Below are 24,613 nucleotides of genomic sequence, written 5' to 3' on the forward strand. Positions count from 1 at the left end.
ATTTCAACGCCGCATAAAGACAAAAGACGCATTTTTAGAGGTGCCCTGTGGAGGTATTGTCAGCGCCCACTCCTCTCCGTATGTTTTCCAATAATCCGCTATGAACAGTGTCGCCGTGATTGACTACGGCATGGGCAATCTACGCTCGGTCGCCAAGGCCATAGAGAAGGTCGGGCCCGGCGTGACGGTCAACGTCACCAGCGACCCGGCGCAGATCCGCGCCGCCGAACGTGTGGTGTTCCCTGGGCAAGGCGCCATGCGCGATTGCATGGCCGAACTGCAAAACCGCGGGCTGGATCAGGTGGTGCGCGACTGCATCGCAAACAAGCCCTTCCTGGGTATCTGCATGGGCCTGCAAGTGTTGCTCGACTTCAGCGAAGAAAATAACGGACGAGAGGGGCTCGGCATCGTACACGGCCGGGTCCAACGCTTTGCCGATCATCTTGCCGATCCTAAAACCGGAGAACGCCTCAAGATTCCCCACATGGGCTGGAATCAGGTGCATCAGACCCACGCCCACCCCCTATGGGCCGGCATCCCGCAGGACAGCCGATTTTATTTTGTGCACAGTTACTACGTCGTCCCCGAGGATACCCGGCTCATTACCGGCTCCACAGCCTACCCTGATGACTTCGCCTCCGCCCTCGCATGGAACAACGTGTTTGCCGTGCAATTTCACCCGGAGAAAAGCCAGCGCGCCGGACTCAATCTGCTGGCGAATTTTCTGCAATGGAGTGGTCATGCCTAATATGACGACAACACATCAATGCTGTTGATACCCGCCATAGATCTCAAGGACGGCAAATGCGTTCGCCTGCGCCAGGGGCGTATGGACGACGATACGGTATTTTCCGACGATCCGCTCGCCATGGCCGATCGCTGGGTCAAGGCCGGCGCGCGCCGTTTGCACATCGTTGACCTCAACGGCGCCACCGCGGGCCGTCCGGTGAACGCCGAGGTTATACACCGCATTGCGAAGGCGCACCCCGAGCTGCCCATCCAGGTGGGTGGCGGAATCCGCGATGAAGACACTATCCAATCCTATCTCGACGCCGGCGTGCAGTATGCGATCATCGGCACCAAGGCGGTCAACGCCCCGCACTTTGTGGCCGACGTGTGCATGGAGTTTCCCGGCCACATCATGGTGGGTCTCGACGCCAAGGACGGCAAGGTCGCCATAGAGGGCTGGTCCAAACTCTCCAACCACGACGTCATTGATCTCGCGCAGCGCTTTGAAAAAGACGGCGTGGAGGCCATTATCTACACCGACATCAGCCGCGACGGCATGATGGGCGGCGTGAACATAGAGGCCACCGTGGCGCTGGCCCGCGCCATTACCATCCCGGTAATCGCATCGGGCGGCGTCACCAATCTCGATGACATCCGCGCCTTGTGCAAGGTGGCCCATGAAGGCATCATGGGCGCCATCGTCGGCCGCGCCATTTACGAGGGGACTCTGGACTTTAAGGAAGGCCAAAAGCTGGCGGATAAATTGAGCAAAAAACGAAACTGATGCCCGCCCTTTTCTCTTGTATCTTGTATCTTGTATCTGCCTCTAAATGGGCCTAGCCAAACGCATCATCCCCTGCCTGGACGTGGACGCCGGTCGAGTCGTCAAGGGCGTAAAATTCGTCTCACTCCGTGATGCGGGTGACCCGGTGGAGATCGCCCGCCGCTATGACGAGGAAGGCGCCGATGAAATCACCTTCCTCGACATCACCGCCAGCGCCGACGAACGCGCCACGCTGGTACATGTGGTGGAGCAGGTCGCAAGTCAGGTGTTTATCCCGCTGACGGTAGGAGGCGGAATCCGCAGCGTGGCGGACATCCGGCGCATGCTCAACGCCGGCGCCGATAAGGTCGCCATCAACACCGCCGCCGTCGCCAACCCGGAATTTGTCAGGGAGGCGGCCGAGCGCTTCGGCTCACAGTGCATCGTGGTGGCGGTGGACGCCAAGCACGTGAGAGGTGAGGAGTTAGGCGTGAAACATGTGAGGAGTGAAAAGACGGTGAGGGGTGAGGAGTTAGGAGTGAGGAGTGAGAATCCATCTCCTCACGCCTCACGCCTCACCCCTCACTGGGAGGTCTATACCCATGGCGGGCGCAGGGCGACTGGCATTGACGTGATCGCCTGGTGTAAAAAGATGAGCGACTACGGGGCCGGCGAGATCCTGCTCACCAGCATGGACCGCGACGGCACCCGCAACGGCTTCGACCTCCCCCTCACCCGTGCGGTCAGCGAGGCCGTGCCGGTGCCGGTGATCGCCTCCGGCGGGGTTGGCAACCTCGAGCACCTGGTCGAGGGTATACTGCAAGGCAAGGCCGACGCGGTGCTCGCCGCCAGCATCTTCCACTTTGGCGAATACACCCTGCAAGAGGCCAAGCGCTACATGGTGGAACGTGGCATTGAAATGAGGCTATCATGACTACCACAGACTGGCTCGATCACATCCACTGGGACGACCAAGGCCTGGCGCCGGTCATCACCCAGGACGCGGCCGGCGGCAAGGTGCTGATGTTCGCCTGGATGAACCGGGAGGCGCTGGCGCAGACCGCCGCGACGGGCCAGGCGGTCTACTGGTCCCGCTCGCGCAACAGGCTCTGGCGCAAGGGCGAGGAGTCCGGCCATACCCAGCTCGTCAAGGACATCCGCCTCGACTGTGACGCCGACGCTATACTGCTGCGGGTCGAGCAAATCGGCGGCATTGCCTGCCATACCGGGCGGGAACGCTGCTTTTTTCAACAACTGCAGGACGGCCGCTGGCAGGTCGTGGAGCCGGTATTAAAGGACCCCAAGCTGATATATAATAAACAGTTCGAGTTTCGGCAGCCCGGGCATCTTCCATGAGTGACGTGTTGAGCAATCTGGCGCAGATCCTGGAAGAACGGAAGTCGGCCGCCCCCGGTAGCTCTTACGTGGCCGGGCTTTACGACAAGGGCCTGGACGCTATCCTCAAAAAGGTCGGGGAGGAGGCCGCCGAACTGCTGATCGCCGCGAAGAACCCGGACGATGCGCAACTCGTGCACGAAACCGCCGACCTCTGGTTTCATACCCTGGTGTTACTGGCTTCCAGGGGTTTAGGACCCAAGCAGGTTTTGGCCGAACTGGAGCGCCGCTTCGGCCAATCCGGCCTCGACGAAAAGCGTAGCAGGTCGGATCAAGCGTAGCGGATCCGGCAACTTTCGCCATGACCGATTGTCTATTTTGCAACATCATCGAGGGCAAGATACCCTCGCAGACGGTCTATGCGGATGACCAGGTGGTGGTATTCAAGGACATCCACCCCAAGGCGCGTGTGCATATCCTGGTGGTGCCCAGGCTGCATGTGGCGAGCCTCGATGAAATGGAGACCGCGCCGGACGGCCTGCTGGTCCACATGATGCGGCTGCTGCCGGAACTCGCGCGCGCCCAAGGGCTGCGCAACGGCTTTCGCACCATCATCAACACCGGCCCGGGCGGGGGACAGGAAGTTCCCCACCTGCACATTCACTTACTGGGCGGCGGGCCGCTGCCCGGCTTTTAATCAGGAGTCACCCAGTGAGACAACAACGCTTATGAGGTAACTCCTGATTAAATACCTGTTTTACCTACCCCCACCCTGTCCCCCCCCCTACGCAGGGGGTGGGGACGCGATGGGAAGTGTAGTCTTACTTACTGATCTATCAGAATCAACTGGAGAGCAATCATGATAAGTGTACCGCAATTGTTAATCATTCTGGCCATCATACTGGTGCTGTTCGGCGCCAAAAAACTGCGCAACCTCGGCGGCGATCTCGGCGGCGCAATCAAAAACTTCCGTCAGTCGGTGAAGGATGGCGAAGCCGGCGAAGAGACCAAAACCGAAACCACCGCCCATGCGGATCAAAACAGCGGCGGCCGCATCATCGAAGCCGAGACGGTAGTCAAGGACAAGGAAAAAGTCTGACGCCGTAGCAAAGACCTGGTATGTTCGATATCGGCTTTAGTGAGATTGTCCTGGTCGGCATTGTGGCGCTGTTGGTGGTAGGCCCGAAAAGATTGCCGGAAATCGCGCGCACGGCGGGAAAATGGATAGGCAAGACCCGGCGCATGATCGAAAGCGTCAAGGCGGATATAGACCGCGAGTTCAAGACCGATGAGCTGAGAAAATTGTTGACAGAACAGCAGGCCGAGGTTGAGCAACTGCGCCAAATCGTGGAGGACAGCCGTACCGCCATTGAGAAGGACATAGAGCGCGCCACAGCGGACCCCGAAGCCGCCAAGCAAGCCGCCCTGCCAACCGGCTCCACCCCCCTTTCTGGCTCTCAACCACCAGCCGCTCAAATAGCGGGCGCCGAGACCTCTGAACCCACCCATGGCAGCCCAAGATAAACTTCCCCCTCCTGATGCTTCCCCCCCTCAACAAGGAGATCAGGAACAGCCGCTAATCGCTCACCTCCTGGAGTTGCGCGACCGCCTGCTCAAGGTTGTGGTTTCGGTATTGATCGTGTTTCTCGCGCTGTTCTTCTACGCCAACGATCTTTACACCCTGCTCGCCGAGCCCCTGCTGCGCTATCTCCCCAAGGGTAGCACCATGATCGCCATCGAAGTGGCCTCGCCTTTTTTAACACCGGTCAAGCTCACGCTATGGGTGTCTATTTTCATAGCCGTCCCCATTATCCTTTATCACCTGTGGGCCTTCGTCGCCCCCGGTTTGTATAAACACGAGCGCAAGATGGTCTACCCCTTGCTGGTGTCCAGCACGCTGTTGTTCTATGGCGGCGCCGCCTTTGCCTATTTTGTGGTGTTCCCGCTGGTGTTCAAGTTCCTGACCGGGATCGCGCCGCAGGGCGTGGCGGTAATGACCGACATCAGCAAGTACCTGGACTTCGTGCTCGGAATGTTCTTCGCCTTCGGAGCCGCCTTCGAAGTTCCCATCGCAGTGATTCTGCTGGTGTGGATGGGCGTGGTCACCCCCGAGGCCCTGACGGCTCAGCGCCGTTATGTTATCGTCGGCGCCTTCGTGATCGGCATGCTGCTCACCCCGCCGGATATCCTCTCCCAGACCCTGCTGGCCATCCCACTATGGCTACTGTTCGAAGTCGGCGTACTGGTCTCCCGCCTCTACGTCCGTAAAAACGAAGAGGTCGAGGACATCGAAACCGATGGCTCTCCCGCCGCACGCAGCTTTAACCCGCCCGCCGGCACCCAGCCCGTCGCACCCAGCATCTACCCGCCGCCGCTCAACAGCGGCTCCGGGGAAAAGAAAGACCTTTGACTATCGTACCTCTAGTTGGGCAGCCTGATAGGGCGGCACGTTTCCGGCGCACGCGGATTCAAAACAACGCGAGCATACTAAGAGCATATCCATAAATAGTTCCCCTGCGTCCCTTGCGGTGAAAAAGCTTCACCGCGGAGGACGCGGAGGAGAAACAAATCCTTCTTGATTCCTCTGCGCCCTCTGCGGTAAATTATTTATGGATAAGTTCTAAGTCCCTATCTGCCCTCCACCCAGCTTCATGTTATGCGTTATCATAGTTAGCCATGGGTCCTACCGTTTTTAGAGAAAAAGGCTATCGGTTTTTCTTTTTCTCGCGGGAGGAGTCGCGGATGCACGTTCACGTCTATTGCGGAGACGGCGAGGCGAAGTTTTGGTTAGAGCCGTACATCGAGTTGGCATATAATTTTCGTTTGTCGCGGGGCCAGCTCAAAGAGGTCGAGAATATTATCGAGGGACACTACGATGAGCTTAAGCGCGCTTGGCAAAAACACTTCCCGGGTTGAAATTACCCACATCTCAAATCACGGTGTGTGGCTATTAGCTCGTGGCCACGAGCTATTCATGTCCTATGAAGATTTTCCGTGGTTTAAGAATGTGTCTGTAGGGAAAATCCTAAATGTTGAAGAACTGACACCGGGGCACTATTACTGGCCGGATTTAGATATTGATTTGACCGAAGAAATCATCACTCATCCTGAGCGGTTTCCACTTAAAGCGCGGTAACGCATAACCACTTAGAGTGGCTCTGACCCTGGGGTTGATAGCTGTGAACAAGCAAAAACAAGATAGCAGCACCCCGGCGGGCACTGCCAGGCTCGACGCCCTGGTGGCCAAGGCGCGTAAAGAACAAGATGAGCGCAATAAGGGTTACCGTGAACTGTCCTTAAAGATGCATCCTTGGGTGTGTGGCAAGTGCGGGCGTGAGTTCACGCGCGAAAACCTGCACCTGCTTACCGTGCACCACAAAGACCATAACCACGACAACAACCCACTAGACGGCAGCAATTGGGAAAACCTGTGCATTTATTGCCACGATAACGAGCATTCGCGTTATGGCGACTACATTGCCGGGGCAACCGATGTCAGGCCGACAGAGGGCTCGGCGACTTACAGTCCCTTTGGGAATCTCAAGGACCTGCTGAAAACTAAATAGCCTCTAACAAATAATTTGCCTCTTTGGAACGAATAACAGGGTCATACTCGATTTATTAGCGGTTGGCAAACGATTAATCGAGTCTGACTCTGAGGTCTAAGGATAGATCATTGTGATTCATGCAATACGGGAGACTTGACCCTGATTTCGACCCTCGCCATGCATGCACCGTTTTATCTGCACGTTAACCAATAACTCGTTGGTTTACAATACCTTTTTGCGGTGAAAGCTCAGGGTCAGACTCTGAGGTCTCCCCTCACTCTGCCATATCCTGGCAAACCCCAACATTGCAGTCAGGCTGACGGTTGGATCATACTGATTGCCGGTCTTCCCCCACCTAAATAGTCGATGTTGGCGCTTGATTAGCCAAACGGGGTCAACGCTCTTTAGAGAGGAGATTTCAATATGCGTACTCATCGCGTTCTGTTGACAAGTGTTTACATAACGACAGTCTTGGCAGCGGGCTGTGCGTCGCCAATCCACATCCTCACTCCCGGCATTGGCACGAATGTAGAGCCCGTCCCACAGGTAGTGGCCAACTTCACCACCAATTTCAACCCTGCGGAAGCTTGGGGAATCTATCTGGATGGCAATGTGATCACCGGATTTTCTCCGCCCCCCGCGCCGGGCGTGACCAGCACTGCCCCGATTGTCTTCGGATTCGGGACGACTGGGCCCGGAGCTTACGTGGGCCAGCATAAGATTGAAACCAACGCGACATGCGGAATGTTCTGTGTTTACAACAGCGAGACGGTGAACTTCGCGCCGCCGCAGTTATTATACAACGGCACGTTGATGCCAAGCCTGGGAAACGTGAAGCAGTTTGTGCCGACTCCTGTATTTGTCGCCGTGCAGTTCGACCGCTCTGTCCCCATCACCGTCACGATCACAGAAACGAGTCCCTCGTTGAAGATCATGAAGTTGGGAACTTCCGCTAGTACGCTTCGACCCGTTGGCACGCCGCTCACCGTTACCATTCCTCCGACGAGCACCAAAGCAGACTTCTTCATTGAGGGCGACAGCATCGGATCGTACACACTTAACTTTTCGGGGGCCGGCGTAACGCCCGGATTCGGGGCTGGAAAGGTCTCGCCCTGAGGTTGGGTAGGTCCTCTGAAAATTGGTGCCCGCAGGCGATCGCCTGCGGGCTTTCGCATTTCCTTACGCTCCTGCAACTTCACCCGCCCAAAATCAATAGAGTCAGACTCGATTGATTTTTTTCTTCCACCGTCTCGATGCTGCGGTTACGGTCTATAGTCCACTAACCATAATAGTAAAGCATAGAATGTGGCAGCTTTGCTTTTTACTATGCGAGCTACGGGCTGCGCGTCGGGCGCTCGGCCACCTTGGCTTGGAGATCAAAGGCGCTGCCGTTACGCAGGCCGGCGATCTTGATGTTCTCGCCCGGAACGGCCTGTGCGACGGTATTTAGAAGTTCCGCGGGTTCGGTGATGGGTTTGTCGTTGATCCGGGTGACGATATCGCCGGGTTTGATACCTGCCTGTTCGGCTGGACTACTCGATAGCACGCCTGCGATGATGACGCCCTTGGCGTCGGCGCCGAGGCCGAAGGATTCCGCGAGTTGTGGCGTGATGCCCTGCACCTCTACGCCCAGCCAGCCGCGGATGGCGCGGCCGTGTTCGATGATCTGTTCCATCACGCCGCGGGCGAGGCTCAGGGGGATGGCGAAGCCTATCCCTTGCGAGCCGCCGCTGCGCGAGAAGATCGCGGTGTTGATGCCGATCAACTCACCTTCGGTGTTGATGAGCGCGCCGCCCGAGTTGCCCGGATTGATCGCGGCGTCGGTCTGGATGAAATTTTCAAAGGTGTTGATACCGAGATGGTTACGCCCCGTGGCGCTGACGATGCCGTGGGTGACGGTCTGTCCCACGCCGAAGGGATTGCCGATGGCGAGTACCACGTCGCCTACTTGCAGGACATCCGACTGGCCGATCACAATGCTGGGCAGTTTGGCCATTTCTATCTTTAATACCGCCACATCGGTCTCGAGATCGGTACCCACTACCTGCGCTTGGGCGCTGCGTCCGTCGCTGAGGGCGATCTGGATTTCGTCGGCGCCGTCAATCACATGATTATTGGTGAGGATGTAGCCTTTGTTACTGATGATGACTCCCGATCCGAGGCTGCTTTCGAGCCGTTGCCGCGGGGCGAACTGGGGGTTGTCGCCGAAAAAGCGCTGCATGAAGGGGTCGTCCAGAAACGGGTGCGGGCGCTGGGTGATGACCTTGGTCGTAAAGATATTGACTACCGAGGGCGCGGCCTGACCCACTCCCCTTGCGTAGGAACTGGGCGCGAATCCGGATAGGCCCGAAGTCGAGGTTGCAGCCGCCGGGCGGGTATTTTCCTTAACCTCCACGACCGTGTCGCCCTTCTTGAGCAGACCGGGGTATAAGGCCACGATGATGAACGCGGCGGCGAGTCCGGTGATGACGGACTTGATCAGAAACGACAGAAGATTACGGATGCTCATGAGTGCCCTCACTGCCTGCTAGTCGGCAGTGAGGATGGTAGCACGCCGGGGGAAAACGGGATACAGGAGCGGTTACGGCCTCACCAGTCCGGCGCGGTTCAGCGACCAGCGTATCGCAAAAAAGACCACAACTGCTAATACCACCGTCACCACGATGTCAAAAATCGAGGTCATGGGGAAGTGATAGAGCTTCGGGTCCACGGAACCGGATATCCAGGTATAGCGCTCGATCCAGGTACCGACCAGGATGCCTGACGCGACGGTGATGATGACCACCGGGTTATGCCGGTTGGCGGTGAACAGGAAGGTCGTGAACGGCACGATGAACTTGAGCGTAAAGAACGTCCACCACAGCGGCGAGTAGCCGCCGATCTCCATGTTGGGCTGCATCGGACCGCCGTACATCATGTTGAAGAAACGGATGGTCTCTTCGGGGAAACGTCCGTACCACATGATGAGGAATTGCGTAAAGAACAGATAGGTCCACAAAATGGTGAAGGCAAACATGAACTGCGCGAGATAATTGAACACGAACTCGGGCAGAGGCTTGACGAGTTTCCCGGAGCGGCTCAGCACAAACAGCAATACCGCCAGGAACCCCAGCGAGGCGTGGAAATTGCTGACGAAATGGTAGGCGCCGTAACTCGCGCTGTGCCAGCCGGGCATCATGGTCATTTCGAAATCCCAGGCCACCATGGTCGCGTAAGGGACATAGGCGAAGGGGATCAACAGGGTAATATTGCGGAAGGTGCGCGCGATCGCGGGCGAAGGATTGGTCTCGCTTAGTTTCTGGTATCTAAGAAACAGACTGTACAACCCAACGACTACGATGAATCCGATGATCTCCCGCGCCACCAGGAAGGTGTAGTTGTGCCAACCCGGCAGGTGGCCCTCTTTGGCATGGGCCAGCCACTGGAAGGTATGCTCGCCGTTAAACAGAAGAATGAGCAGCAGCACGAAGGCCACCGGGAACAATACCGCGAGGCTGGCCACCAGACTACGTATCTGAAAACGCCACTTGGCGTTGGCCATGTGCAGCAGCGCCGACAGGGTGATCGTCCCCAGCGCCATGTAGAGGATGATTAAAAAATTCGTGGTCAGTACCGACCAACTGCCGAAGTTTTCCATTAAATCATTACTCCTCTAAGAAATTCTGAAAAATTCGTCCCTGAATTTTTCAGAGACGAAAAGCAAAAAATGCGATTTTTTTCTTTTCTCCATTTTTCAAACACATGAGTGTTTGAAAAATGGCGGCACACATGTGCCGCAGGAATCTCTGAACAAATCAGAGATTCCCTAACCTGTTATTGAGTCGCTGCCTGTGGGGCGGCGGCGGTCGCCTCTTTGGTCAAGGCGTGACGCACGTAGTTGACGACATGCCAGCGCTCTTCCGGTGACAGATCATTGGAACCGACGCCCCCCGCCGGGACGCCATAAGGGGGCATCACAGCGCCGCCGTGACTGATGGTGCCGTAGATCCAGCCTTCGGTGAGATCCTTCTGTGCATAATCCGAGGTGAGGTCAATCGCACCGATCTTGTCCGTCACGGGGGAATCGGCCTTGCCGGTCAGCCCGTGACAGGCGGCGCAGATGATGCGAAACAGCACCCGGCCCTTTTTGATCGAGGCTTCGTCCGGGGGGAACGGATTGGTTAGATCCTTGGCCTCTTCACGGCTGGCCGTCTGGGTCGGGATGCCTTGCACGGGAACCGAGCGATGCGGAAAGGGCGACAACTGCCCGTTACGTTCAGGTTCCTGAGGTTTGATGCTGGGTTGATTCATCATGTCCTGCGACCACGGCCAGGCATAGACAAGCACCGGGGCGAGCAACGGCACGACAAGGAATAGGCGCAGGGTTTTCATCGAATGATCTCTTCGCGTATTTCGACTACATTGTGTAGGTGGAACAGCGACTTCAGCGGCGCCAGGTTGGGTTCATTAACCTCCAGCAGGATGCCGATCTGGTCCAGACTGATTTTTTCACTGTAAAGCGTACCGGGGCGCGAGGGCAAACGCGCGCCGACCAGAAGACCTATCAGGGTGAACAGCACGCCGCCCAGGATCATCATCTCGTAATTCAATACGAAGTTGGTGACCAGGGTCACCACCGGCTTGCCGCCCTGCGGCTGAACCAGGAAGGTGGCCTGCGCCGCGGAGATCCACAGCCAACTGCCGATCAGGCCGAACAGTCCTCCGAACAGCGTGAAGAACTGCACGTGCACGCCGCGGTCGCCGAGCGCCTCTTCGACCTCCGGGTGCTCGATAGGCGAGATCAGGGTCACGTCATTAACGGAAACGCCGCTCACCTTGTCGGCGCGAATGTCATAAATGGCCTTGGTGGCCTCGTCAAAATTGCTGAACAGGCCGAGTAGGCGGTGGCTCTTTTTCATACCGCGTCCTCCTTTTTCATGTGTGCCCCGTAGGCGGGTGCGGCGCCGCCGACGCGCGCTGCCGCCTTTTCAGTGGCGAGCTTGCGGTGGTAAACCATTTCCTTGACCTCGTACATGGAGACCGACGGGAAGATCTTCACGAACACCAGGAACAGCAGGCCGAACCAGCCGAAGCTGCCCAGCACGATGGCCCAGGAGGTGAGGGTCGGCCACATCACGTCCCACGACCAGGGATAGAACGACTGGGACAACGTGGGCGAGACGATCATCCAGCGTTCCAGCCACATGCCGACGTTAAGCAGGATGGACACCGCCATCATGGTGGGGATGTGGCGGCGCAGCGAGCGGAAGGCGAGCGTGAACGGCAACACCGAGCCGAAGAACATCATGCTCCAGAAGGCCGGCGCATAAGCCCCCGTCATCTTGCCCCACAACACCTCCTTTCCATACACGTCATGGCCGTACCACACCGAGGCGAACTCGACCAGATTTAAATACGTCCACATCATGGCGATGGCAAAAGTGAGCTTGCAGATCTTCTCCAGGATAGGCAGCGTCATGTACTCTTCCCAGCGGAAGTAATAGCGCAGCAGGATGAACAGCGTGATGATCGCCGCGCAGCCGGAGTACAGCGCGCCGGCCACGAAATAAGGCGGGAAGGTGGTCACGTGCCAGCCGGGATTGATGGACATGGCGAAGTCGGACGACACGATGGAGTGCACCGAGACGGCCAGCGGAATCAAAAAGATCGCCATCAGCATGTAGGCCTTGCGGAACACGCGCCACTGCCGGTCGTTGCCGCACCAGCCTAGCGACAGCGTGCTGTAAAGCCGTTTACGCCAGCCGGTGGTGTTGTCGCGCGCGATTGCCAAATCCGGCAACATGCCGATGTACAAAAACAGCGCCGAAGAGGTGAGATAGGTCATGATCGCAAAGCCATCCCACGACAGCGGGGAACGGAAATTCGGCCAGGTGCCGCGCGATGGAATATAAGGGACAACCCAGTAGAAATTCCACAGCCTTCCCAAGTGAATCACCGGAAACAGCAAGGCCGTCATCAGCGAGAAGGTGGTCATGGCCTCGGCGAAACGATAGATCGGTTTGCGCCAGTCGGCGTGTACGATGTGGAGAATCGCCGAGAGCAGCGTGCCGGAGTGGCTCATGCCGATCCAGAAGATGAAAGTGGCGATGTACAGATTCCACATGTGCGGGTGGTTCTTGGACATGCCCATGCCATGTTGGTATTGAATCACCTCGGCGGTGAAGCCGATGGCGAGCAGCACCAGGCAGACGATGATGGAATACCAATAACCCCGGCGCGGGTTGTCCAGGGAGCGCAGGATATCAGTATTGATCTGTTTCCACGGCAGATCTTCGCGGATATCTTTTTCTTGGGAGTGTATCGCTATATCTTTCATACCGGCCTCTACCTTCACGATGGCGTTACGCTAAGGTCTCGCGTACCCGTTCGAGATACATCACCGACGGGTCCGTGTTGAGTTCTTCCAGCACGCGGTAACCGCGCAGTTCTGGATTCTGTTTGTCCTGCTCGTGGCGCGGACGCCCCTGCTCGTCCACCCGCGAGACCTGATGCGTGGCCCACAGCTTCGTCACCTGACTCTCCGGGTCCATCAGATCGCCGAAGTGGATGGCATTGGTGGGGCAGGCCTGCGCGCAGGCGGTGGTGAACTCGCCGTCCTTGACCTTGCGGTTCTCCATCTTGGCCTTGTCCTTGGCGGTGCGGATGCGCTGCACGCAGAAGGTGCACTTTTCCATCACGCCCTTGTCGCGCACCGTGAGGTCGGGGTTGAGTTGCATGTTGAGCGGCTCCGGCCAGGAGCTTTCGTAATACGACCAGAAATTGAAATAGCGCACCCGATACGGGCAGTTGTTGTTGCAGTAACGCGAACCGATACAGCGGTTGTAGACCTGCGCGTTCAGCCCATCCGGCGTGTGATAGGTGGCCACCACGGGACATACCGGCTCGCACGGCGCGGCGCCGCACTGCTGACACATCATCGGCAGGAAGCTCGCGCCCTGTTCCGGGAACTCCTTTTCGGGCTGATCCCAGTAACGCTCGACGCGCATCCAGTGCATGAAGTGGCCCTTCGCGAAACGCTCCGGCCCGACCACGGCCAGGTTGTTTTCCGCATAGCAGGCGGTCGAGCAGGCATTGCAGCCGATGCAGGCGTTAAGGTCTATCGCCATGCCCCAGCGATGTTCATAATGGTGGAAGCCGCCCTCCTCGATGCCCTTGCGGTATTGCGACCAGTTGTTTATCAGATTCTGTAGCGACGACATGGTTTAAGCTCCCTCCGTCTTGCGGAACTGATCTGCGGAAATGGTCGCCACCAGCTTGCGGCCGCGTTGACTGTTGTTGCCGCGCCCCTCGATGACCAGAGGTTCATTTTTGCCCGTGTTGGCCAGCTTGACGCGCGTGCCGTACAGCGCAAGCTCGCCGGTCTTGGCGTCGGTGACCGGATTGAGGATTTTCAATACATTCGCGCCCCGGTTCTTGGCGTAGCGGCCGTAGGCCTCGTGGCCCTGGCCCATCGGCACAGCGACCACGTCCGGGTGCACGCCCTTGCACAGATAGGCCTTGACCTTGATCGAACCCTGCTCCGAGGCGATCTCTATGACGTCGTCTTCCTTGACGCCGAGCTTCGCCGCCGTGGCGGGATGAATCTCCGCCCAGGAATCCCACACCACCTTGCTGATCTGATCGGGCGCCTCTTGCAGCCAGGGCAGGTTGGCATGCCGGCCGTCCCACAGTCCCAATTGGGCGGAGGGCGCCAGGTAGAGCGGATAGCCTTCATTGGGCTGCGCGTCGGGCAGTCTGATCTCGGTTACCTGCGGCTTCAGCTCTTGCGCGGCGGCGGCCACCTTCAGCACGCCCTTTTGCAGGGTCTGATTCCAGAATACGTTGTCGCTCGCGGCGTCGCCCTTGTATTCGGCAGGCAGGCTTGCCACGGCGTTGCGCAGGTACGCGTAGTAGTCTTCCCAGGCGGCATACTGTTCGGACTTGCCCAGCTTCAGGAGTTTGAGCAGCGCATCGCCAAAGCCGATGGTGTCTTTGTACATGCGCTCCATCAGCGGTTGCTGCACCGTGATGCCAGCCTCTTCCGGCTGGTAGGCCGCTACGTGCGTGCCCCAATCTTCCAGATACGACGCCAGCGGGATGACCAGATCGGCCGCCTCGGCGGTTTCGTCGGGGAACTGGGCGAAGGCGACCTTGAACGGAATCTTTTGCAGGACCTCGGGGAGCGCCAGGAAGTGCGGGGCGCTGTAAACGGGATTGGCGCCGTAGAAAAACGCAACGTCCAGCTTTTGATTCTTGGCGGCGTCGGCAAAAGCGATGAGATCGCGCGTGCCGCCGCTCTTCGCCGCCAGTTGCGGGAAGGGGAAACCGCCCGCCGAAACGATGGTTTGGCCGACATTGCCCAGCATGATATTCAACAACTGCACGGCGGCGGCGGCCTGATAGCCGTGGGCATGGCCCTCCACCGGCGCGCCGGCCAGCACCAGGCTTGGGCTGTGCTCTTTGAGCAGCGCGGCGATTTTTTCGATGCGCTCGGCGGAGACGCCGGTGACGTCGGCCGCCTTGGCGGGTTCATAGGCCGATACCGCGGCCATAGCGGCCTCGGGGACCTTGGCGCCGCCCTTCATCAATACGTTGGCGATGGCCAGCGCCAGCACGCCTTCGGTACCCGGACGGATGGGCACCCACAGATCGGCGTTTCCGCCGGTCAGGGTCATCTTCGGTTCGACCTGGACGAGCATGCCGCGCGAGCCGGAACGAAACTTGGCGTACTCGGTAGCGAAATGAGTAGGCGACACCCAGGTGCCCAGGAAATCGGCGCCCAACGAGAGGATAAGCTTGGCCTTGTCGAGAACCAGGCGCGGCATCGCCTCGCCCAGCATGTCCTGATTCACGGCGCGGCCCACGTGCGGGCCGATCACCTCGACTGCAAAATGATTTTTAGAGCCCATGGCCTCGATATGGGCGGCAAGCAACACCGCCTGGTGGCCACTGACCGTGCCGGTGACCCAAGCGAAGCGTTCGCCGGGCGCATTGGAGATTTTCTGACCGATCAGGTTCCAGGCTTCATCCCAGCCTATCGGAGTGAGCTTGCCGTCCTTGCGCAGCAGCGGCTGAGTAATGCGGTCCGGGTTGTAGTGACCCTGTATACCGGCCTGGCCCATTTGACACAGCTTGCCGCGGTTCAACGGCGAATCGGGGTTGCCTTCCAGCTTCAAGGCGTGTCCTTCACGCACCCGGCCGTGGATGCCGCAGAAGGCCGCGCATTGCATGCAGGTGGAGGCATACCATACGCCGATGCCCGGTATGACGTACTCTTCGGGGGAAAGGTAGGACATCACCGTTTCCTTACCCTGCTCCAGCGTCACCGTGGAGGGGAGGTCGCAACCGGCAAGCCCCGCACCCGCTGCGCTCCAGCCCATTAATTTGAGAAAGCCCCTGCGGTTTATTTCGCTACCACTCATAGCTGTTCATCCGTTCGTGTTTTCAAATTAAGGCTGATTATTTATGACACTTCCAACAGTCGCCGGGTCCGCCGTTGGCTTCATGGCACGCGACACACCAGCCCATGGTCATCGGCTTTACCTTTCGCGCCACCGTCATCTCCCTGAGATCGCCATGACAAGCGGCACACACCGGCGCCACGGTGTCCACGGAAAGCTCCTGTACCAGCTCCTCGTTATCGAAGATGAATTTCTTGAGGTGCTTTTCGTGGGTGAAATGAACGAAATCGGGCACGTCGTGCACCTTCTTCCAGGGGATGGATTGGCGCTTTTCCCAATACTCGGTGAGCTTCTGGATGCGCGGCTTGTCGGTGGCGATGACGCGATGACAGCCCATGCACTTACTGGTGGGTGGGATGCCGGCCACCTTGCTGCGGCGGCCGTAGCTGTGGCAGTAGAGGCAGTTGATCTTGTTTACCTTGGTATGGATGTCGTGCGGGAACTCGATGGGCTGTTCGACCACGTCACCGTTGTAGTCGCCCGGCGGAGGGACAGGATATTTAATATTGGGGGCTTCCGACGCGGCAGCGCTCGTCCCAATCAGGAAGCCGCCGACACACAGGAAGGTCAATAACCAACGCCGAAGTAAGTCATTCATCTTGTTAGTTCCGCTGTCTGGAAAACACGCACATTTCAAAACGCCCGCTGACCCTCTCATACCCTCTTAGGGACCAAGCGAACACACGGGAAACAGGCCGACGATGCCTTGGTAACTCGTAAAACCCGAGGCGCGCGGCAACAGCACGCCCTAACCTTTAGCGATTATGTCGGCCTAAGTGACTCACCCGGGGAATTGTTTGCAGAATATGCCTCGACGACCACGGCTACCGCGTCGGCATTTGCAAAAAACGCATCCTTAAAACACTCATCACAACAGGGAGCGACAGGGTGGGCGCCCAACTCAGCCTACACAATACTCAAAAGCAAAGCTCCCCTAAACGAGTAGATCATTGTCGAACTTCAAATCGTAAATCAACGCAAAGAGTGATGTCAATACTATTACAAGCCACATCAAAAATATGGCTCTCACTACATTGACACCGTGTCATCTAAGGTATACTCGCGGCAGGGTGGCCATAACTACTCATCAGTTATCCCAAAAGAGTCAATGACTTAAGCCCGTAAAACAGTTATCTCACAAAACATATCAGGGAGATCTTATGTCGTTAATTATCAATAGAAGATCGGTCATGACTCTCTACTCCGGCCCGGTTTGTCCCTTCAGCCACCGCACCCGCTTTGCGCTCGCCGAAAAGAATATCGCGGTGGATATTATCCACGTAGATCCCGAACACCTGCCTGAAGACGTGATAGACCTAAACCCCTACCATACCTTGCCTACCCTCGTAGACCGCGATCTGGTGCTTTATAACTCGCTCATTATCATGGAATATCTGGATGAGCGCTTTCCGCATCCGCCGCTGATGCCGGTGGACCCGGTGTCGAGGGCGCGGGCGCGGCTCATGATGTACCGTATCGAACAGGATTGGTACAGCGCCGTCGAAGAACTGGAAAATCCGGACAATCACCGCCTCAGCAAGGCCCGCAAGGCCCTTCGGGACAGCCTGACCGCCAGCGATCCGCTGTTCGGGCAAAAGACCTTCTTCATGAACGATGAGTTGTCGCTGGTGGACTGCGTTATAGGGCCGATTCTGTGGCGCTTACCGCATCTGGGGGTCGAATTGCCGCCCCAGGCGAAGCACATCGCCAAATATTCGGCGCGGCTGTTCGCCCGCGCGGGCTTCCTGGCCAGCCTCACGGAGGCCGAGCGGGAAATGCGAGTCTAACAGCCCGCTGAAAAACGTCATGGATGACTTTTCCAGAGTTTCCTAAAGTCGTGTAAAATAGCACCCCAGTGTCAGCTATTGGGAAAGACAATGAACAGCCCTCCTATCAATATGGAGATGACCTCCAGCCGCCCCTACCTGATCCGCGCGATCCACACCTGGATCGTGGACAACGGACTTGCCCCTCACCTGCTCGTCAACGTGACCGGGCCGGAGGTGAATGTACCTGTCAAGTACGTGCAGAACGGCAAGATCATCCTCAACACCAGCCTCTCCGCCGCTCATAATCTGGAAATCGGCAATGAGCTGATCGAGTTCAACGCCCGCTTCGGTGGAACAGCCACCCACGTCAGCATACCGATCTCCGCCGTGCTGGCGATCTACGCCCGCGAGAATGGTCAGGGCATGGTCTTTAATGAACTGGAGGGCGGCACACCCCCCAAACCCAACGCCGTCAAGCCCGGAAAACCCAAGCTTACACTGGTCAAATAACGCGCTACTTCCAGGGAAGCTCTGAGTTATTCAGAGGTTCCTTTATTTTTGCATCTTGTATCTTTCTCTCTTGCATCTGTCTTTAATCCAGACATTCAAACAGCTTGACGACGCACCGTACACCCGGAAATATTTCCCATTCGGCAGGTAATGGCGTATCATCAAATCTTACCTAATCTTACCTTTTAGAGACCACATGGAAAACACTAAACTATCCAGCAAAGGGCAGGTCATTATACCCAAGCCCGTGAGAGACGCGCATAAATGGGATGCCGGCACCGAGTTTGTCATCCAGGAGAAGGGTAATGGAATTCTATTGAAACCTATAACCCCCTTCAAGCCGGCCCGGCTTGAAGACGTATTCGGATGTCTCCACCACAAAGGCAAGCCTCTATCTCTCGAAGAGATGGATGAAGCCATTGCACTAGGCGCGCGAAAACGCTAATGCTGGCCGTTGATACCAATATTATCGTAAGACTCGCCGTCACCGATGACCCCGAACAAACCGGGATCGTTCGACACCTATTTGCCCATAGCGAGATTTGGATATCGAAAACCGTACTACTCGAAACTGAATGGGTATTACGCTACAAATATGCCAACACGGCGAGAGAAATTCACGGTTTTTTCATAAAACTGCTTGGCCTGCCCAATGTCGCTTGCGAAAGCAATGAGCAAATTGCCAAGGCGCTTGCCTGGTATAAAGCGGGCATGGATTTAGCCGATGCACTGCACCTCGCATCAAGCAGCCTCGCCGCCCGGTTTGTTACCTTTGACAAAGACTGCGGCAAAAAGGCAGCCAGACTAAAAACCAAACCGCGCGTAAGGATAGCGGTGGCGGATTGAGGATGTGCTTTACTTAACTTGTTGGACTTCCCCTTAAACTACATGACCCCTCTCAGCTCTCCTCAACTACGACCCCTCTCAGCTATTGTGCAGAGTCCACTATTTCACTGTGTCCTGGTACTCGAACAATTTTACTACTTTCTGCACGCCCTCGGTCTGGCGTGCAATCTCACCCGCCAATTTACCTTCAGCTTGGGTCACCAGGCCCAGCAGATAAACAGTTCCGCGCTCCGACACGACCTTCACCAGCGTGGAATCAAAGCCCTTGGTGGCGATCATGCGCGCCTTGACCTTGCTGGTCAGCAGGGCGTCATTGCTGCGCGAACCGAACGAACTGGGCGCCGCGACGACGGTCTCGTTATGCACCTTTTTGACCTTGTCGAGCCCGCTCACGATTTTGTAGGCGCGCTGACCCAGTTGCTGTGTCGGCGTCTCGCCGGTCATCAGTACGACATTGTTGTAGCTGGTGACATTGAGATGGGTCTGGTCGCGAATCTCTTTGTCCGCATTGAGCGCGCCCATAGCTTTAACTTCGATGGTTTCGTCATCCACGATGGTGTCCGCTGTACGTCGGTCGTGCGCGACCGCTATGCCGGTGGCGGCGCCGCCGACCACTACCGCCGCGCAACCCTGCAATAAGGCCGCTGACAACGCTACTGCTGCTAGTAAAGAAAATGTAGAGTTCATGGGTTCAGGTCTCCTTTCCAATCAACTGATAATCAATAAGGTCGCATAGGCAATGGATGATGAGCAAGTGGACTTCCTGGATACGTGCGGTCGAGAAGGCCGGGACGCGGATCTCGATATCCTGCCCGGATAGCATGGGCGCCGCCTCGCCGCCTTCGCGTCCGGTAAGGGCGATGACCGGCATGCCGCGCTGGTGGGCAGCGTCTATGGCATTCAGAATATTGGCCGAGTTGCCGCTGGTGCTGATGGCGAGCAGTATATCACCCGGCTGGCCCAGCGCGCGGATCTGCTTGGAAAACACCTCGGCATAGTGGTAATCGTTGGCGATGGAGGTGAGCGTCGAGGTGTCGGTGGTGAGCGCGACGGCGGGGAGGCCGGGCCGCTCGAGCTCGAAGCGATTCAACATCTCGGAGGAAAAATGCTGAGCGTCGCCCGCCGATCCTCCGTTACCGCAGCTCAGCACTTTGTGTTCGTTGAGAAAACATTCGATGAGGCGCCCGGCCGCCCTGGCGATCACGGGGGCGAGCGTGTCCGCGGCCTGTTGCTTGACCTGGATGCTCTCGTTAAAAATGTGCGTAATGCGTTTTTCTAAATCCATCAGTGCCTCTGTCTTACCCTAATCCCTAAAGGCCCAAAATCATTCCGCCATCCCTGGCGAGACTTCAGTGCATCACCTGGGCCCCAGCCAGTACGTCCTCGTACTGGCGTTCGCGGCACCTAACCCGCCGCTCACCCCTGTTTTCACACCTGGAAGGCGTCTTTTACCCATTCCGCTTTATCCTCACCCGCAGCGGTTAGCACGGCGACTACATCAAAGCGGCAGGGGATGGTTGCGCCCAGCTTACGGTATTGCAGATAGTGTTGCGCGCAGGCGATCAGTCTGGACTGCTTGTGCCTGTCCACGCTCTCAATGCCTCCTCCGAAGCGAAGGGTGTTGCGGTAACGCACCTCGACAAACACGATGCTGCCCTTGTGTTTCATGATGAGGTCCAGCTCGCCGCGCTTGCAGCGGTAATTGCGTTCCAGCAATTGCAGGCCTTGCGCCTGAAGATAGCGGCAGGCGAGGTCTTCGGCCTGTTGTCCGCGCAATTGTTTGGCGGTGGTCTCGCTCAACGCGCACCCTCGAGCAACTGCGGCGCGCCGTTGACAAAACGCGCCCATACCAGATGCCGGTGTATGCGGTTGGCGGCGTCCAGCGTCAGGCTGCCGGTTTCGCCTTCAAAGCGCTCCTCGGGTGCGCCGCGCAGACGGTCGATCTGCGCCAAAAGATGATACGCATCCACGCCCAGCGCATAGAGCCGTTTGTATTGTGCGAAGGCGGCGGGCGACTGGCTGGCCAGCGCGTCACGCAAGACCTGCTGAGGGGTATTATCCATCAGCACCCAGGGTATGTCCGCAAACATAAGACCTTCGAGATCCTGGTCGGCGACCGGCGACGGGTTGGCGCTGTAGACATGTGAGGTCGCGTACACCGGCAATTCGGAGGCGTAAAAAAATTGTAACAAGGGGCGGATCGTACGCGCCTGCCTCGGCTGCGCCGCGAGGAAGATGAAGTCGGCGTCCTGACGACGCTGTGGTCGAATTTTTTTATTGCGCTTTTCGCCCGCGTCGGAGTATTTGAGCAGCCTGCGCACCGTGGCGGAAAAATCCACAGCGTCCGGCGGATAACTCTCCTGATCCACGACGATGCCGCCGCGCTGCTCAAGCCGGTTCTTGAAGGCATTATAAATCCTGTCGCCCCAGTCGCCGCTGGGCGTGAGCACCAGGGCCTGGCTGTGGCCCTCCAGCCAGGCTCGCTCGGCCGCCTGGCGGGCCTCGTCTTCGGGCGCGAGGCCGAATTGATAGAGATTGATCGGCGCGGCGTCGCTCTCATCGCCGTAGTTCAAGGTGAGGGTGGGCACGGGCAGCGCACCGAGACTGTACAGACTCTTGACGCCCTCCTTGTCGAGCGGGCCGAGCACCGCGCCGGCGCCCTCCTGCAACGCCTGTTGATACATCTCCAACACCTTTGTGGCGCCTTCCTGGGCATTGGCCGCGCCGACATCGTAGACCGTGACGGGGAGATTCCCGCCCGCCTGCGCGCGCGCAGCGGCGAGCACGCCCTCGCGCACGGCACTCCCCGCCCCGGCGAGGGGGCCGCTGAGGGGTAATAACAGAGCGATCCGGGCTGGGCTCCCTATTGTAGTCGTGAGCGGAACCGTTGGCGTTACTCCCGGAGCAGGCTCAACGGGGGTTAGACTGGGTGCAGGCGCCGCCGTGATGGTGGCAAGATAGTGCAGCGTCTCTTCCGACGCGGGATGCTGGCGATAACGATGCCGCCAATCCGCGACCTGGGTCTTATACCGAACCGGGTCTTTGCCTGTGGCGCGGGCGATGGTCACGAGTTCCATCCAGCCGCTCAACACCTCCGGCGGCCCGGCTGCCAGTTGGCGCAAGGCGTCATCGGACATCATCGCCAGGGCCTGCACGATGCCGCGCTGATTGTCCTGGATGGCGATAGGGTCGGTGAGCAGCGGCTCCAGGGTTATCCGTGCCCGCGCGGTTTCAATGTGGTTGCCGAGCAGAGAATAGCTCTCCGCGCGCAGCAGGTGAGCCTCGGCCTGCAAGGAAGGAGCACCGGCTTGGGGCTCTTTGTCGAGCGCCTTCAGGGCATGCTGCGGATCGCCTTCGGACAACGCCACCTGCGCATCAAGTACCTGCCTGCGGGTGAGCCGCTCGGCCGGCAAACTTTCCACAGCGACGCTGTCCACCAGCAGACGCGCCTGCTTGATGTCGCCGGCCTGCACATAAGCGCTGGCGGCGTGTAAGATGTAGTCTTGAAGCTGCGGTTCTGCGGCCTGTTCGGCCAGCGCCTGATAGGCACGCGCCGCACCCAGAAAATCGCCCTGATTTTCGAGTTCTTGCGCCTGTTGCCCCGTATTTTCGCTACGCACCGGGGCCGGTTGCGCCGGCTTTGTTGTGCTAAACGAAGGTATGCTCAGCGTGCCGCAGGCGCTCAAGGTCAACGCAAGCAGCACGAGTAATGCTAAGGGGGATACAGCGTGCGGGCGGTTCATAGTGTGTGAGCTATTACTCTTTAATAGTGGAAGTATCATGGTTGGGAGGGTTAAGTGTCAATTGATCGCGGAGTGCTTTACATCGTTGCCACGCCGCTCGGCAACCTCGGCGACATGAGCCCGCGCGCGGTGGAGGTGCTGTCAGGCGTGACGCTGATCGCCACCGAAGACACCCGCCATAGCGCCCCCTTGCTGCGCCACTTCGGTGTCAGAACACCCTGTATCGCCCTGCATGAACACAACGAGCGCGAGGTCAGTCCGGCCATACTGGGACGGCTTGCCAAAGGCGACTCCGTGGCGCTCATCTCCGATGCCGGCACGCCGTTGATCAGTGATCCCGGCTATCATCTCGTGCACACGGCGCGCGCAAAGGGCATACGGGTGGCGCCTATCCCCGGCCCGTGCGCCCTGATCGCCGCCCTCTCTGCCTCGGGCCTGCCCTCCGACCGCTTTGTGTTCGAGGGTTTTCTGCCTACCCGCACTGGCCCGCGCCGGACGCGCCTGTCGGAATTGCGCGACGAACCGCGCACGCTGATCCTTTACGAATCGCCGCACCGGATTCTCGATTGCATTGACGACATGGCGCAGGTATTCGGAGCCGAACGCCGCGCGGTCATCGCGCGCGAACTCACCAAGCTCTTCGAGACCCTCCATGAGGATACCTTGCCGAGACTGGCGGATTGGCTGCGCGCCGATGAAAATCAGCAGAGAGGCGAGTTTGTGATTCTCGTTCGCGGGAGTACACTAGAGGCACGGGGCGAGGCCGAAGCACAGCGAGTGGTACAGATTCTCATGACGGAACTGCCCGTCAAACAAGCTGCGGCGCTGGCCGCGCAAATTACCGGATTGAAAAAGAATGCCCTGTATGACTACGCCCTACGTCTAAAAGATTCTCAATCTGATTAAACAACCAGCCTGGAATGATGTCGGACTTACATATGAAACAGCAACTCATAGATCCCTTTGGCCGCAAGATCGAATACGTCCGCCTGTCGGTCACCGACAAATGCGACCTGCGCTGTTTTTATTGCCTGCCCAAAGGTTTTAAGGGCTTCGAAGAACCGGACAACTGGCTTAGTTTCGATGAGATCGAGCGTGTCATTGGGGCGTTCGGCGCCTTGGGTGTGAGCCGCGTGCGCATCACCGGCGGTGAACCGCTGGTGCGAAAGAATCTGCCGCAACTCGCCGCGCGCTTGTCTGTGCTGCCCGGCATCGAGGATTTATCGCTCAGCACCAATGCCACACCATTGCAGAAACAGGCGATGGCGCTGCACCAGGCGGGAGTGACACGCATCAATGTCAGCCTGGACAGCCTAAACAGTCAGCGTTTCCAGGAGATTACCGGCGGCGGCAAACTGGAGCAGGTACTGGACGGCCTGATGGCCGCCAAAGCGGCGGGCCTGCACCCCGTAAAGATCAATATGGTAGCGATGAAGGGCATCAATGACGACGAGATCGAGGACATGGTCGAGTTCTGCATCGTGCATGATTTCACGCTGCGCCTGATCGAGACCATGCCGATGGGCAGCACCGGTCGCGCGGCGACGGATCATTATCTTGACCTGCAAGAAGTTAAAAAACGGCTGGCCGAAAAATATGAACTCATCCCCAGCGTCATGCCCGGCGGCGGCCCGGCGCGCTACGTGCAAGTCGCCGGAACAAATTTGCGGATCGGCTTCATCACGCCTATCTCGCAGCACTTTTGCGAAACCTGCAACCGCGTGCGCCTGGGCGTGGATGGCACGCTGTATATGTGCCTAGGGCAAGACCACAAATTTGAACTGCGCCCGCTGCTGCGCGTCGGCATCAGCGACAACGATCTAAAAGAAGCGCTGTATCAAGCCATCTCGCTCAAACCCGAACGCCACGAATTCCGTGAAAAACCCGCGCAGGTAATCCGCTTTATGTCCATGACCGGGGGCTAGTTCGT

Annotated in this window: 31 protein-coding genes; 19 read left to right on the forward strand and 12 right to left on the reverse strand. The window is 58.1% G+C overall.

Annotated elements, in window-relative coordinates:
• The first annotated feature begins 100 nt into the window (after positions 1 to 100).
• The 13 genes from hisH to HY028_09960 all read left to right on the forward strand — a co-directional run bounded on the left by hisH (position 101) and on the right by HY028_09960 (position 7,491).
• Entirely contained in the window at positions 101 to 748 is a 648-nt protein-coding gene (gene hisH / locus HY028_09900) for an imidazole glycerol phosphate synthase subunit HisH (protein ID MBI3345146.1), read from the forward strand.
• An 18-nt stretch (positions 749 to 766) separates the two neighbouring features.
• Entirely contained in the window at positions 767 to 1,513 is a 747-nt protein-coding gene (hisA, locus tag HY028_09905) for a 1-(5-phosphoribosyl)-5-[(5-phosphoribosylamino)methylideneamino]imidazole-4-carboxamide isomerase (GenBank protein MBI3345147.1), read from the forward strand.
• A 46-nt stretch (positions 1,514 to 1,559) separates the two neighbouring features.
• Complete coding sequence (gene hisF / locus HY028_09910) at positions 1,560 to 2,426, forward strand: imidazole glycerol phosphate synthase subunit HisF (protein ID MBI3345148.1); 867 nt, start codon at positions 1,560 to 1,562, stop codon at positions 2,424 to 2,426.
• The gene (hisI, locus tag HY028_09915) at positions 2,423 to 2,848 is read left to right on the forward strand and encodes a phosphoribosyl-AMP cyclohydrolase (protein ID MBI3345149.1); all 426 of its coding nucleotides are present in this window, start codon (positions 2,423 to 2,425) and stop codon (positions 2,846 to 2,848) included. Before hisF ends, hisI begins: the two co-directional genes overlap by 4 nt.
• Complete coding sequence (locus tag HY028_09920) at positions 2,845 to 3,168, forward strand: phosphoribosyl-ATP diphosphatase (protein ID MBI3345150.1); 324 nt, start codon at positions 2,845 to 2,847, stop codon at positions 3,166 to 3,168. The genes hisI and HY028_09920 overlap by 4 nt, the downstream gene beginning before the upstream one ends.
• A 20-nt stretch (positions 3,169 to 3,188) precedes the next feature.
• Positions 3,189 to 3,524, forward strand: a complete 336-nt coding sequence (locus tag HY028_09925; protein ID MBI3345151.1) for a histidine triad nucleotide-binding protein — start codon at positions 3,189 to 3,191, stop codon at positions 3,522 to 3,524.
• Between the two features lie 162 nt (positions 3,525 to 3,686).
• Complete coding sequence (gene tatA / locus HY028_09930) at positions 3,687 to 3,926, forward strand: twin-arginine translocase TatA/TatE family subunit (protein MBI3345152.1); 240 nt, start codon at positions 3,687 to 3,689, stop codon at positions 3,924 to 3,926.
• Positions 3,927 to 3,946: 20 nt separating this feature from the next.
• Positions 3,947 to 4,351 (forward strand): twin-arginine translocase subunit TatB, encoded by a 405-nt coding sequence (gene tatB / locus HY028_09935; GenBank protein ID MBI3345153.1) that lies wholly within the window; start codon positions 3,947 to 3,949, stop codon positions 4,349 to 4,351.
• Positions 4,335 to 5,237, forward strand: coding sequence for a twin-arginine translocase subunit TatC (tatC, locus tag HY028_09940; protein MBI3345154.1), 903 nt, complete (start codon positions 4,335 to 4,337; stop codon positions 5,235 to 5,237). Before tatB ends, tatC begins: the two co-directional genes overlap by 17 nt.
• A 266-nt stretch (positions 5,238 to 5,503) precedes the next feature.
• Positions 5,504 to 5,743 (forward strand): DUF4160 domain-containing protein, encoded by a 240-nt coding sequence (locus HY028_09945; GenBank protein ID MBI3345155.1) that lies wholly within the window; start codon positions 5,504 to 5,506, stop codon positions 5,741 to 5,743.
• Positions 5,703 to 5,963 (forward strand): DUF2442 domain-containing protein, encoded by a 261-nt coding sequence (locus HY028_09950; protein MBI3345156.1) that lies wholly within the window; start codon positions 5,703 to 5,705, stop codon positions 5,961 to 5,963. The genes HY028_09945 and HY028_09950 overlap by 41 nt, the downstream gene beginning before the upstream one ends.
• 43 nt (positions 5,964 to 6,006) lie before the next feature.
• A complete protein-coding gene (locus HY028_09955) occupies positions 6,007 to 6,393 on the forward strand; it encodes an HNH nuclease family protein (protein MBI3345157.1) in 387 nt (128 codons plus the stop codon).
• A 405-nt stretch (positions 6,394 to 6,798) separates the two neighbouring features.
• A complete protein-coding gene (locus tag HY028_09960) occupies positions 6,799 to 7,491 on the forward strand; it encodes a hypothetical protein (GenBank protein MBI3345158.1) in 693 nt (230 codons plus the stop codon).
• Positions 7,492 to 7,708: 217 nt separating this feature from the next.
• Here the strand turns inward: HY028_09960 and HY028_09965 are convergent, their stop codons facing one another.
• The 8 genes from HY028_09965 to HY028_10000 form a co-directional block, all read right to left on the reverse strand.
• Entirely contained in the window at positions 7,709 to 8,884 is a 1,176-nt protein-coding gene (locus HY028_09965; GenBank protein MBI3345159.1) for a Do family serine endopeptidase, read from the reverse strand.
• A 72-nt stretch (positions 8,885 to 8,956) separates the two neighbouring features.
• Positions 8,957 to 10,012, reverse strand: coding sequence for a hypothetical protein (locus HY028_09970; protein MBI3345160.1), 1,056 nt, complete (start codon positions 10,010 to 10,012; stop codon positions 8,957 to 8,959).
• A 176-nt stretch (positions 10,013 to 10,188) separates the two neighbouring features.
• Positions 10,189 to 10,746 carry a cytochrome c gene (locus tag HY028_09975; protein ID MBI3345161.1) on the reverse strand — a complete coding sequence of 186 codons (558 nt, stop codon included), beginning with the start codon at positions 10,744 to 10,746 and terminating at the stop codon, positions 10,189 to 10,191.
• Positions 10,743 to 11,273 carry a DUF3341 domain-containing protein gene (locus HY028_09980; protein MBI3345162.1) on the reverse strand — a complete coding sequence of 177 codons (531 nt, stop codon included), beginning with the start codon at positions 11,271 to 11,273 and terminating at the stop codon, positions 10,743 to 10,745. The genes HY028_09975 and HY028_09980 overlap by 4 nt, the downstream gene beginning before the upstream one ends.
• Entirely contained in the window at positions 11,270 to 12,691 is a 1,422-nt protein-coding gene (nrfD, locus tag HY028_09985; GenBank protein ID MBI3345163.1) for a polysulfide reductase NrfD, read from the reverse strand. Before nrfD ends, HY028_09980 begins: the two co-directional genes overlap by 4 nt.
• Positions 12,692 to 12,716: 25 nt before the next feature.
• Positions 12,717 to 13,574 carry a 4Fe-4S dicluster domain-containing protein gene (locus HY028_09990; protein MBI3345164.1) on the reverse strand — a complete coding sequence of 286 codons (858 nt, stop codon included), beginning with the start codon at positions 13,572 to 13,574 and terminating at the stop codon, positions 12,717 to 12,719.
• Positions 13,575 to 13,577: 3 nt separating this feature from the next.
• On the reverse strand, positions 13,578 to 15,776 hold the full coding sequence (locus HY028_09995) for a molybdopterin-dependent oxidoreductase (protein MBI3345165.1): 2,199 nt from the start codon (positions 15,774 to 15,776) through the stop codon (positions 13,578 to 13,580).
• A gap of 37 nt (positions 15,777 to 15,813) precedes the next feature.
• On the reverse strand, positions 15,814 to 16,413 hold the full coding sequence (locus HY028_10000) for a cytochrome c3 family protein (protein MBI3345166.1): 600 nt from the start codon (positions 16,411 to 16,413) through the stop codon (positions 15,814 to 15,816).
• A 562-nt stretch (positions 16,414 to 16,975) separates the two neighbouring features.
• On the opposite strand from HY028_10000, the gene HY028_10005 reads away from it, so the two are divergent.
• The 4 genes from HY028_10005 to HY028_10020 all read left to right on the forward strand — a co-directional run bounded on the left by HY028_10005 (position 16,976) and on the right by HY028_10020 (position 18,940).
• Positions 16,976 to 17,602, forward strand: a complete 627-nt coding sequence (locus tag HY028_10005) for a glutathione S-transferase N-terminal domain-containing protein (protein ID MBI3345167.1) — start codon at positions 16,976 to 16,978, stop codon at positions 17,600 to 17,602.
• Between the two features lie 117 nt (positions 17,603 to 17,719).
• Positions 17,720 to 18,094, forward strand: a complete 375-nt coding sequence (locus HY028_10010; GenBank protein ID MBI3345168.1) for a ClpXP protease specificity-enhancing factor — start codon at positions 17,720 to 17,722, stop codon at positions 18,092 to 18,094.
• Between the two features lie 196 nt (positions 18,095 to 18,290).
• Entirely contained in the window at positions 18,291 to 18,539 is a 249-nt protein-coding gene (locus HY028_10015) for an AbrB/MazE/SpoVT family DNA-binding domain-containing protein (GenBank protein ID MBI3345169.1), read from the forward strand.
• Positions 18,539 to 18,940, forward strand: coding sequence for a type II toxin-antitoxin system VapC family toxin (locus HY028_10020; GenBank protein ID MBI3345170.1), 402 nt, complete (start codon positions 18,539 to 18,541; stop codon positions 18,938 to 18,940). The genes HY028_10015 and HY028_10020 overlap by 1 nt, the downstream gene beginning before the upstream one ends.
• Before the next feature lie 99 nt (positions 18,941 to 19,039).
• Here the strand turns inward: HY028_10020 and HY028_10025 are convergent, their stop codons facing one another.
• The 4 genes from HY028_10025 to HY028_10040 all read right to left on the reverse strand — a co-directional run bounded on the left by HY028_10025 (position 19,040) and on the right by HY028_10040 (position 22,683).
• The gene (locus HY028_10025; GenBank protein ID MBI3345171.1) at positions 19,040 to 19,627 is read right to left on the reverse strand and encodes a BON domain-containing protein; all 588 of its coding nucleotides are present in this window, start codon (positions 19,625 to 19,627) and stop codon (positions 19,040 to 19,042) included.
• Positions 19,628 to 19,631: 4 nt separating this feature from the next.
• Positions 19,632 to 20,225 (reverse strand): phosphoheptose isomerase, encoded by a 594-nt coding sequence (locus HY028_10030; GenBank protein MBI3345172.1) that lies wholly within the window; start codon positions 20,223 to 20,225, stop codon positions 19,632 to 19,634.
• 143 nt (positions 20,226 to 20,368) lie between these two features.
• Entirely contained in the window at positions 20,369 to 20,788 is a 420-nt protein-coding gene (locus tag HY028_10035) for a YraN family protein (GenBank protein MBI3345173.1), read from the reverse strand.
• Positions 20,737 to 22,683 carry a penicillin-binding protein activator gene (locus tag HY028_10040; protein MBI3345174.1) on the reverse strand — a complete coding sequence of 649 codons (1,947 nt, stop codon included), beginning with the start codon at positions 22,681 to 22,683 and terminating at the stop codon, positions 20,737 to 20,739. The genes HY028_10035 and HY028_10040 overlap by 52 nt, the downstream gene beginning before the upstream one ends.
• 114 nt (positions 22,684 to 22,797) lie before the next feature.
• Here HY028_10040 and rsmI point away from each other — a divergent pair, with 114 nt between their 5' ends.
• Entirely contained in the window at positions 22,798 to 23,589 is a 792-nt protein-coding gene (gene rsmI, locus HY028_10045; GenBank protein MBI3345175.1) for a 16S rRNA (cytidine(1402)-2'-O)-methyltransferase, read from the forward strand.
• 14 nt (positions 23,590 to 23,603) lie between these two features.
• On the forward strand, positions 23,604 to 24,608 hold the full coding sequence (gene moaA, locus HY028_10050) for a GTP 3',8-cyclase MoaA (protein ID MBI3345176.1): 1,005 nt from the start codon (positions 23,604 to 23,606) through the stop codon (positions 24,606 to 24,608).
• The last annotated feature ends 5 nt before the right edge of the window (positions 24,609 to 24,613 follow it).

Source organism: Gammaproteobacteria bacterium, assembly GCA_016195665.1.
Classification (GTDB): Bacteria; Pseudomonadota; Gammaproteobacteria; order SURF-13; family SURF-13; genus JACPZD01.

Coding starts and splice junctions, on each gene's coding strand:
- hisH (MBI3345146.1), top strand. CDS start 101: ATGAACAGTGTCGCCGTGATTGACTACGGCATGGGCAATCTACGCTCG.
- hisA (MBI3345147.1), top strand. CDS start 767: ATGCTGTTGATACCCGCCATAGATCTCAAGGACGGCAAATGCGTTCGC.
- hisF (MBI3345148.1), top strand. CDS start 1,560: ATGGGCCTAGCCAAACGCATCATCCCCTGCCTGGACGTGGACGCCGGT.
- hisI (MBI3345149.1), top strand. CDS start 2,423: ATGACTACCACAGACTGGCTCGATCACATCCACTGGGACGACCAAGGC.
- HY028_09920 (MBI3345150.1), top strand. CDS start 2,845: ATGAGTGACGTGTTGAGCAATCTGGCGCAGATCCTGGAAGAACGGAAG.
- HY028_09925 (MBI3345151.1), top strand. CDS start 3,189: ATGACCGATTGTCTATTTTGCAACATCATCGAGGGCAAGATACCCTCG.
- tatA (MBI3345152.1), top strand. CDS start 3,687: ATGATAAGTGTACCGCAATTGTTAATCATTCTGGCCATCATACTGGTG.
- tatB (MBI3345153.1), top strand. CDS start 3,947: ATGTTCGATATCGGCTTTAGTGAGATTGTCCTGGTCGGCATTGTGGCG.
- tatC (MBI3345154.1), top strand. CDS start 4,335: ATGGCAGCCCAAGATAAACTTCCCCCTCCTGATGCTTCCCCCCCTCAA.
- HY028_09945 (MBI3345155.1), top strand. CDS start 5,504: ATGGGTCCTACCGTTTTTAGAGAAAAAGGCTATCGGTTTTTCTTTTTC.
- HY028_09950 (MBI3345156.1), top strand. CDS start 5,703: ATGAGCTTAAGCGCGCTTGGCAAAAACACTTCCCGGGTTGAAATTACC.
- HY028_09960 (MBI3345158.1), top strand. CDS start 6,799: ATGCGTACTCATCGCGTTCTGTTGACAAGTGTTTACATAACGACAGTC.
- HY028_09965 (MBI3345159.1), bottom strand. CDS start 8,884: ATGAGCATCCGTAATCTTCTGTCGTTTCTGATCAAGTCCGTCATCACC.
- HY028_09970 (MBI3345160.1), bottom strand. CDS start 10,012: ATGGAAAACTTCGGCAGTTGGTCGGTACTGACCACGAATTTTTTAATC.
- HY028_09975 (MBI3345161.1), bottom strand. CDS start 10,746: ATGAAAACCCTGCGCCTATTCCTTGTCGTGCCGTTGCTCGCCCCGGTG.
- HY028_09980 (MBI3345162.1), bottom strand. CDS start 11,273: ATGAAAAAGAGCCACCGCCTACTCGGCCTGTTCAGCAATTTTGACGAG.
- nrfD (MBI3345163.1), bottom strand. CDS start 12,691: ATGAAAGATATAGCGATACACTCCCAAGAAAAAGATATCCGCGAAGAT.
- HY028_09990 (MBI3345164.1), bottom strand. CDS start 13,574: ATGTCGTCGCTACAGAATCTGATAAACAACTGGTCGCAATACCGCAAG.
- HY028_09995 (MBI3345165.1), bottom strand. CDS start 15,776: ATGAGTGGTAGCGAAATAAACCGCAGGGGCTTTCTCAAATTAATGGGC.
- HY028_10000 (MBI3345166.1), bottom strand. CDS start 16,413: ATGAATGACTTACTTCGGCGTTGGTTATTGACCTTCCTGTGTGTCGGC.
- HY028_10005 (MBI3345167.1), top strand. CDS start 16,976: ATGTCGTTAATTATCAATAGAAGATCGGTCATGACTCTCTACTCCGGC.
- HY028_10010 (MBI3345168.1), top strand. CDS start 17,720: ATGACCTCCAGCCGCCCCTACCTGATCCGCGCGATCCACACCTGGATC.
- HY028_10015 (MBI3345169.1), top strand. CDS start 18,291: ATGGAAAACACTAAACTATCCAGCAAAGGGCAGGTCATTATACCCAAG.
- HY028_10020 (MBI3345170.1), top strand. CDS start 18,539: ATGCTGGCCGTTGATACCAATATTATCGTAAGACTCGCCGTCACCGAT.
- HY028_10025 (MBI3345171.1), bottom strand. CDS start 19,627: ATGAACTCTACATTTTCTTTACTAGCAGCAGTAGCGTTGTCAGCGGCC.
- HY028_10030 (MBI3345172.1), bottom strand. CDS start 20,225: ATGGATTTAGAAAAACGCATTACGCACATTTTTAACGAGAGCATCCAG.
- HY028_10035 (MBI3345173.1), bottom strand. CDS start 20,788: ATGGGCGCGTTTTGTCAACGGCGCGCCGCAGTTGCTCGAGGGTGCGCG.
- HY028_10040 (MBI3345174.1), bottom strand. CDS start 22,683: ATGAACCGCCCGCACGCTGTATCCCCCTTAGCATTACTCGTGCTGCTT.
- rsmI (MBI3345175.1), top strand. CDS start 22,798: ATGAGCCCGCGCGCGGTGGAGGTGCTGTCAGGCGTGACGCTGATCGCC.
- moaA (MBI3345176.1), top strand. CDS start 23,604: ATGATGTCGGACTTACATATGAAACAGCAACTCATAGATCCCTTTGGC.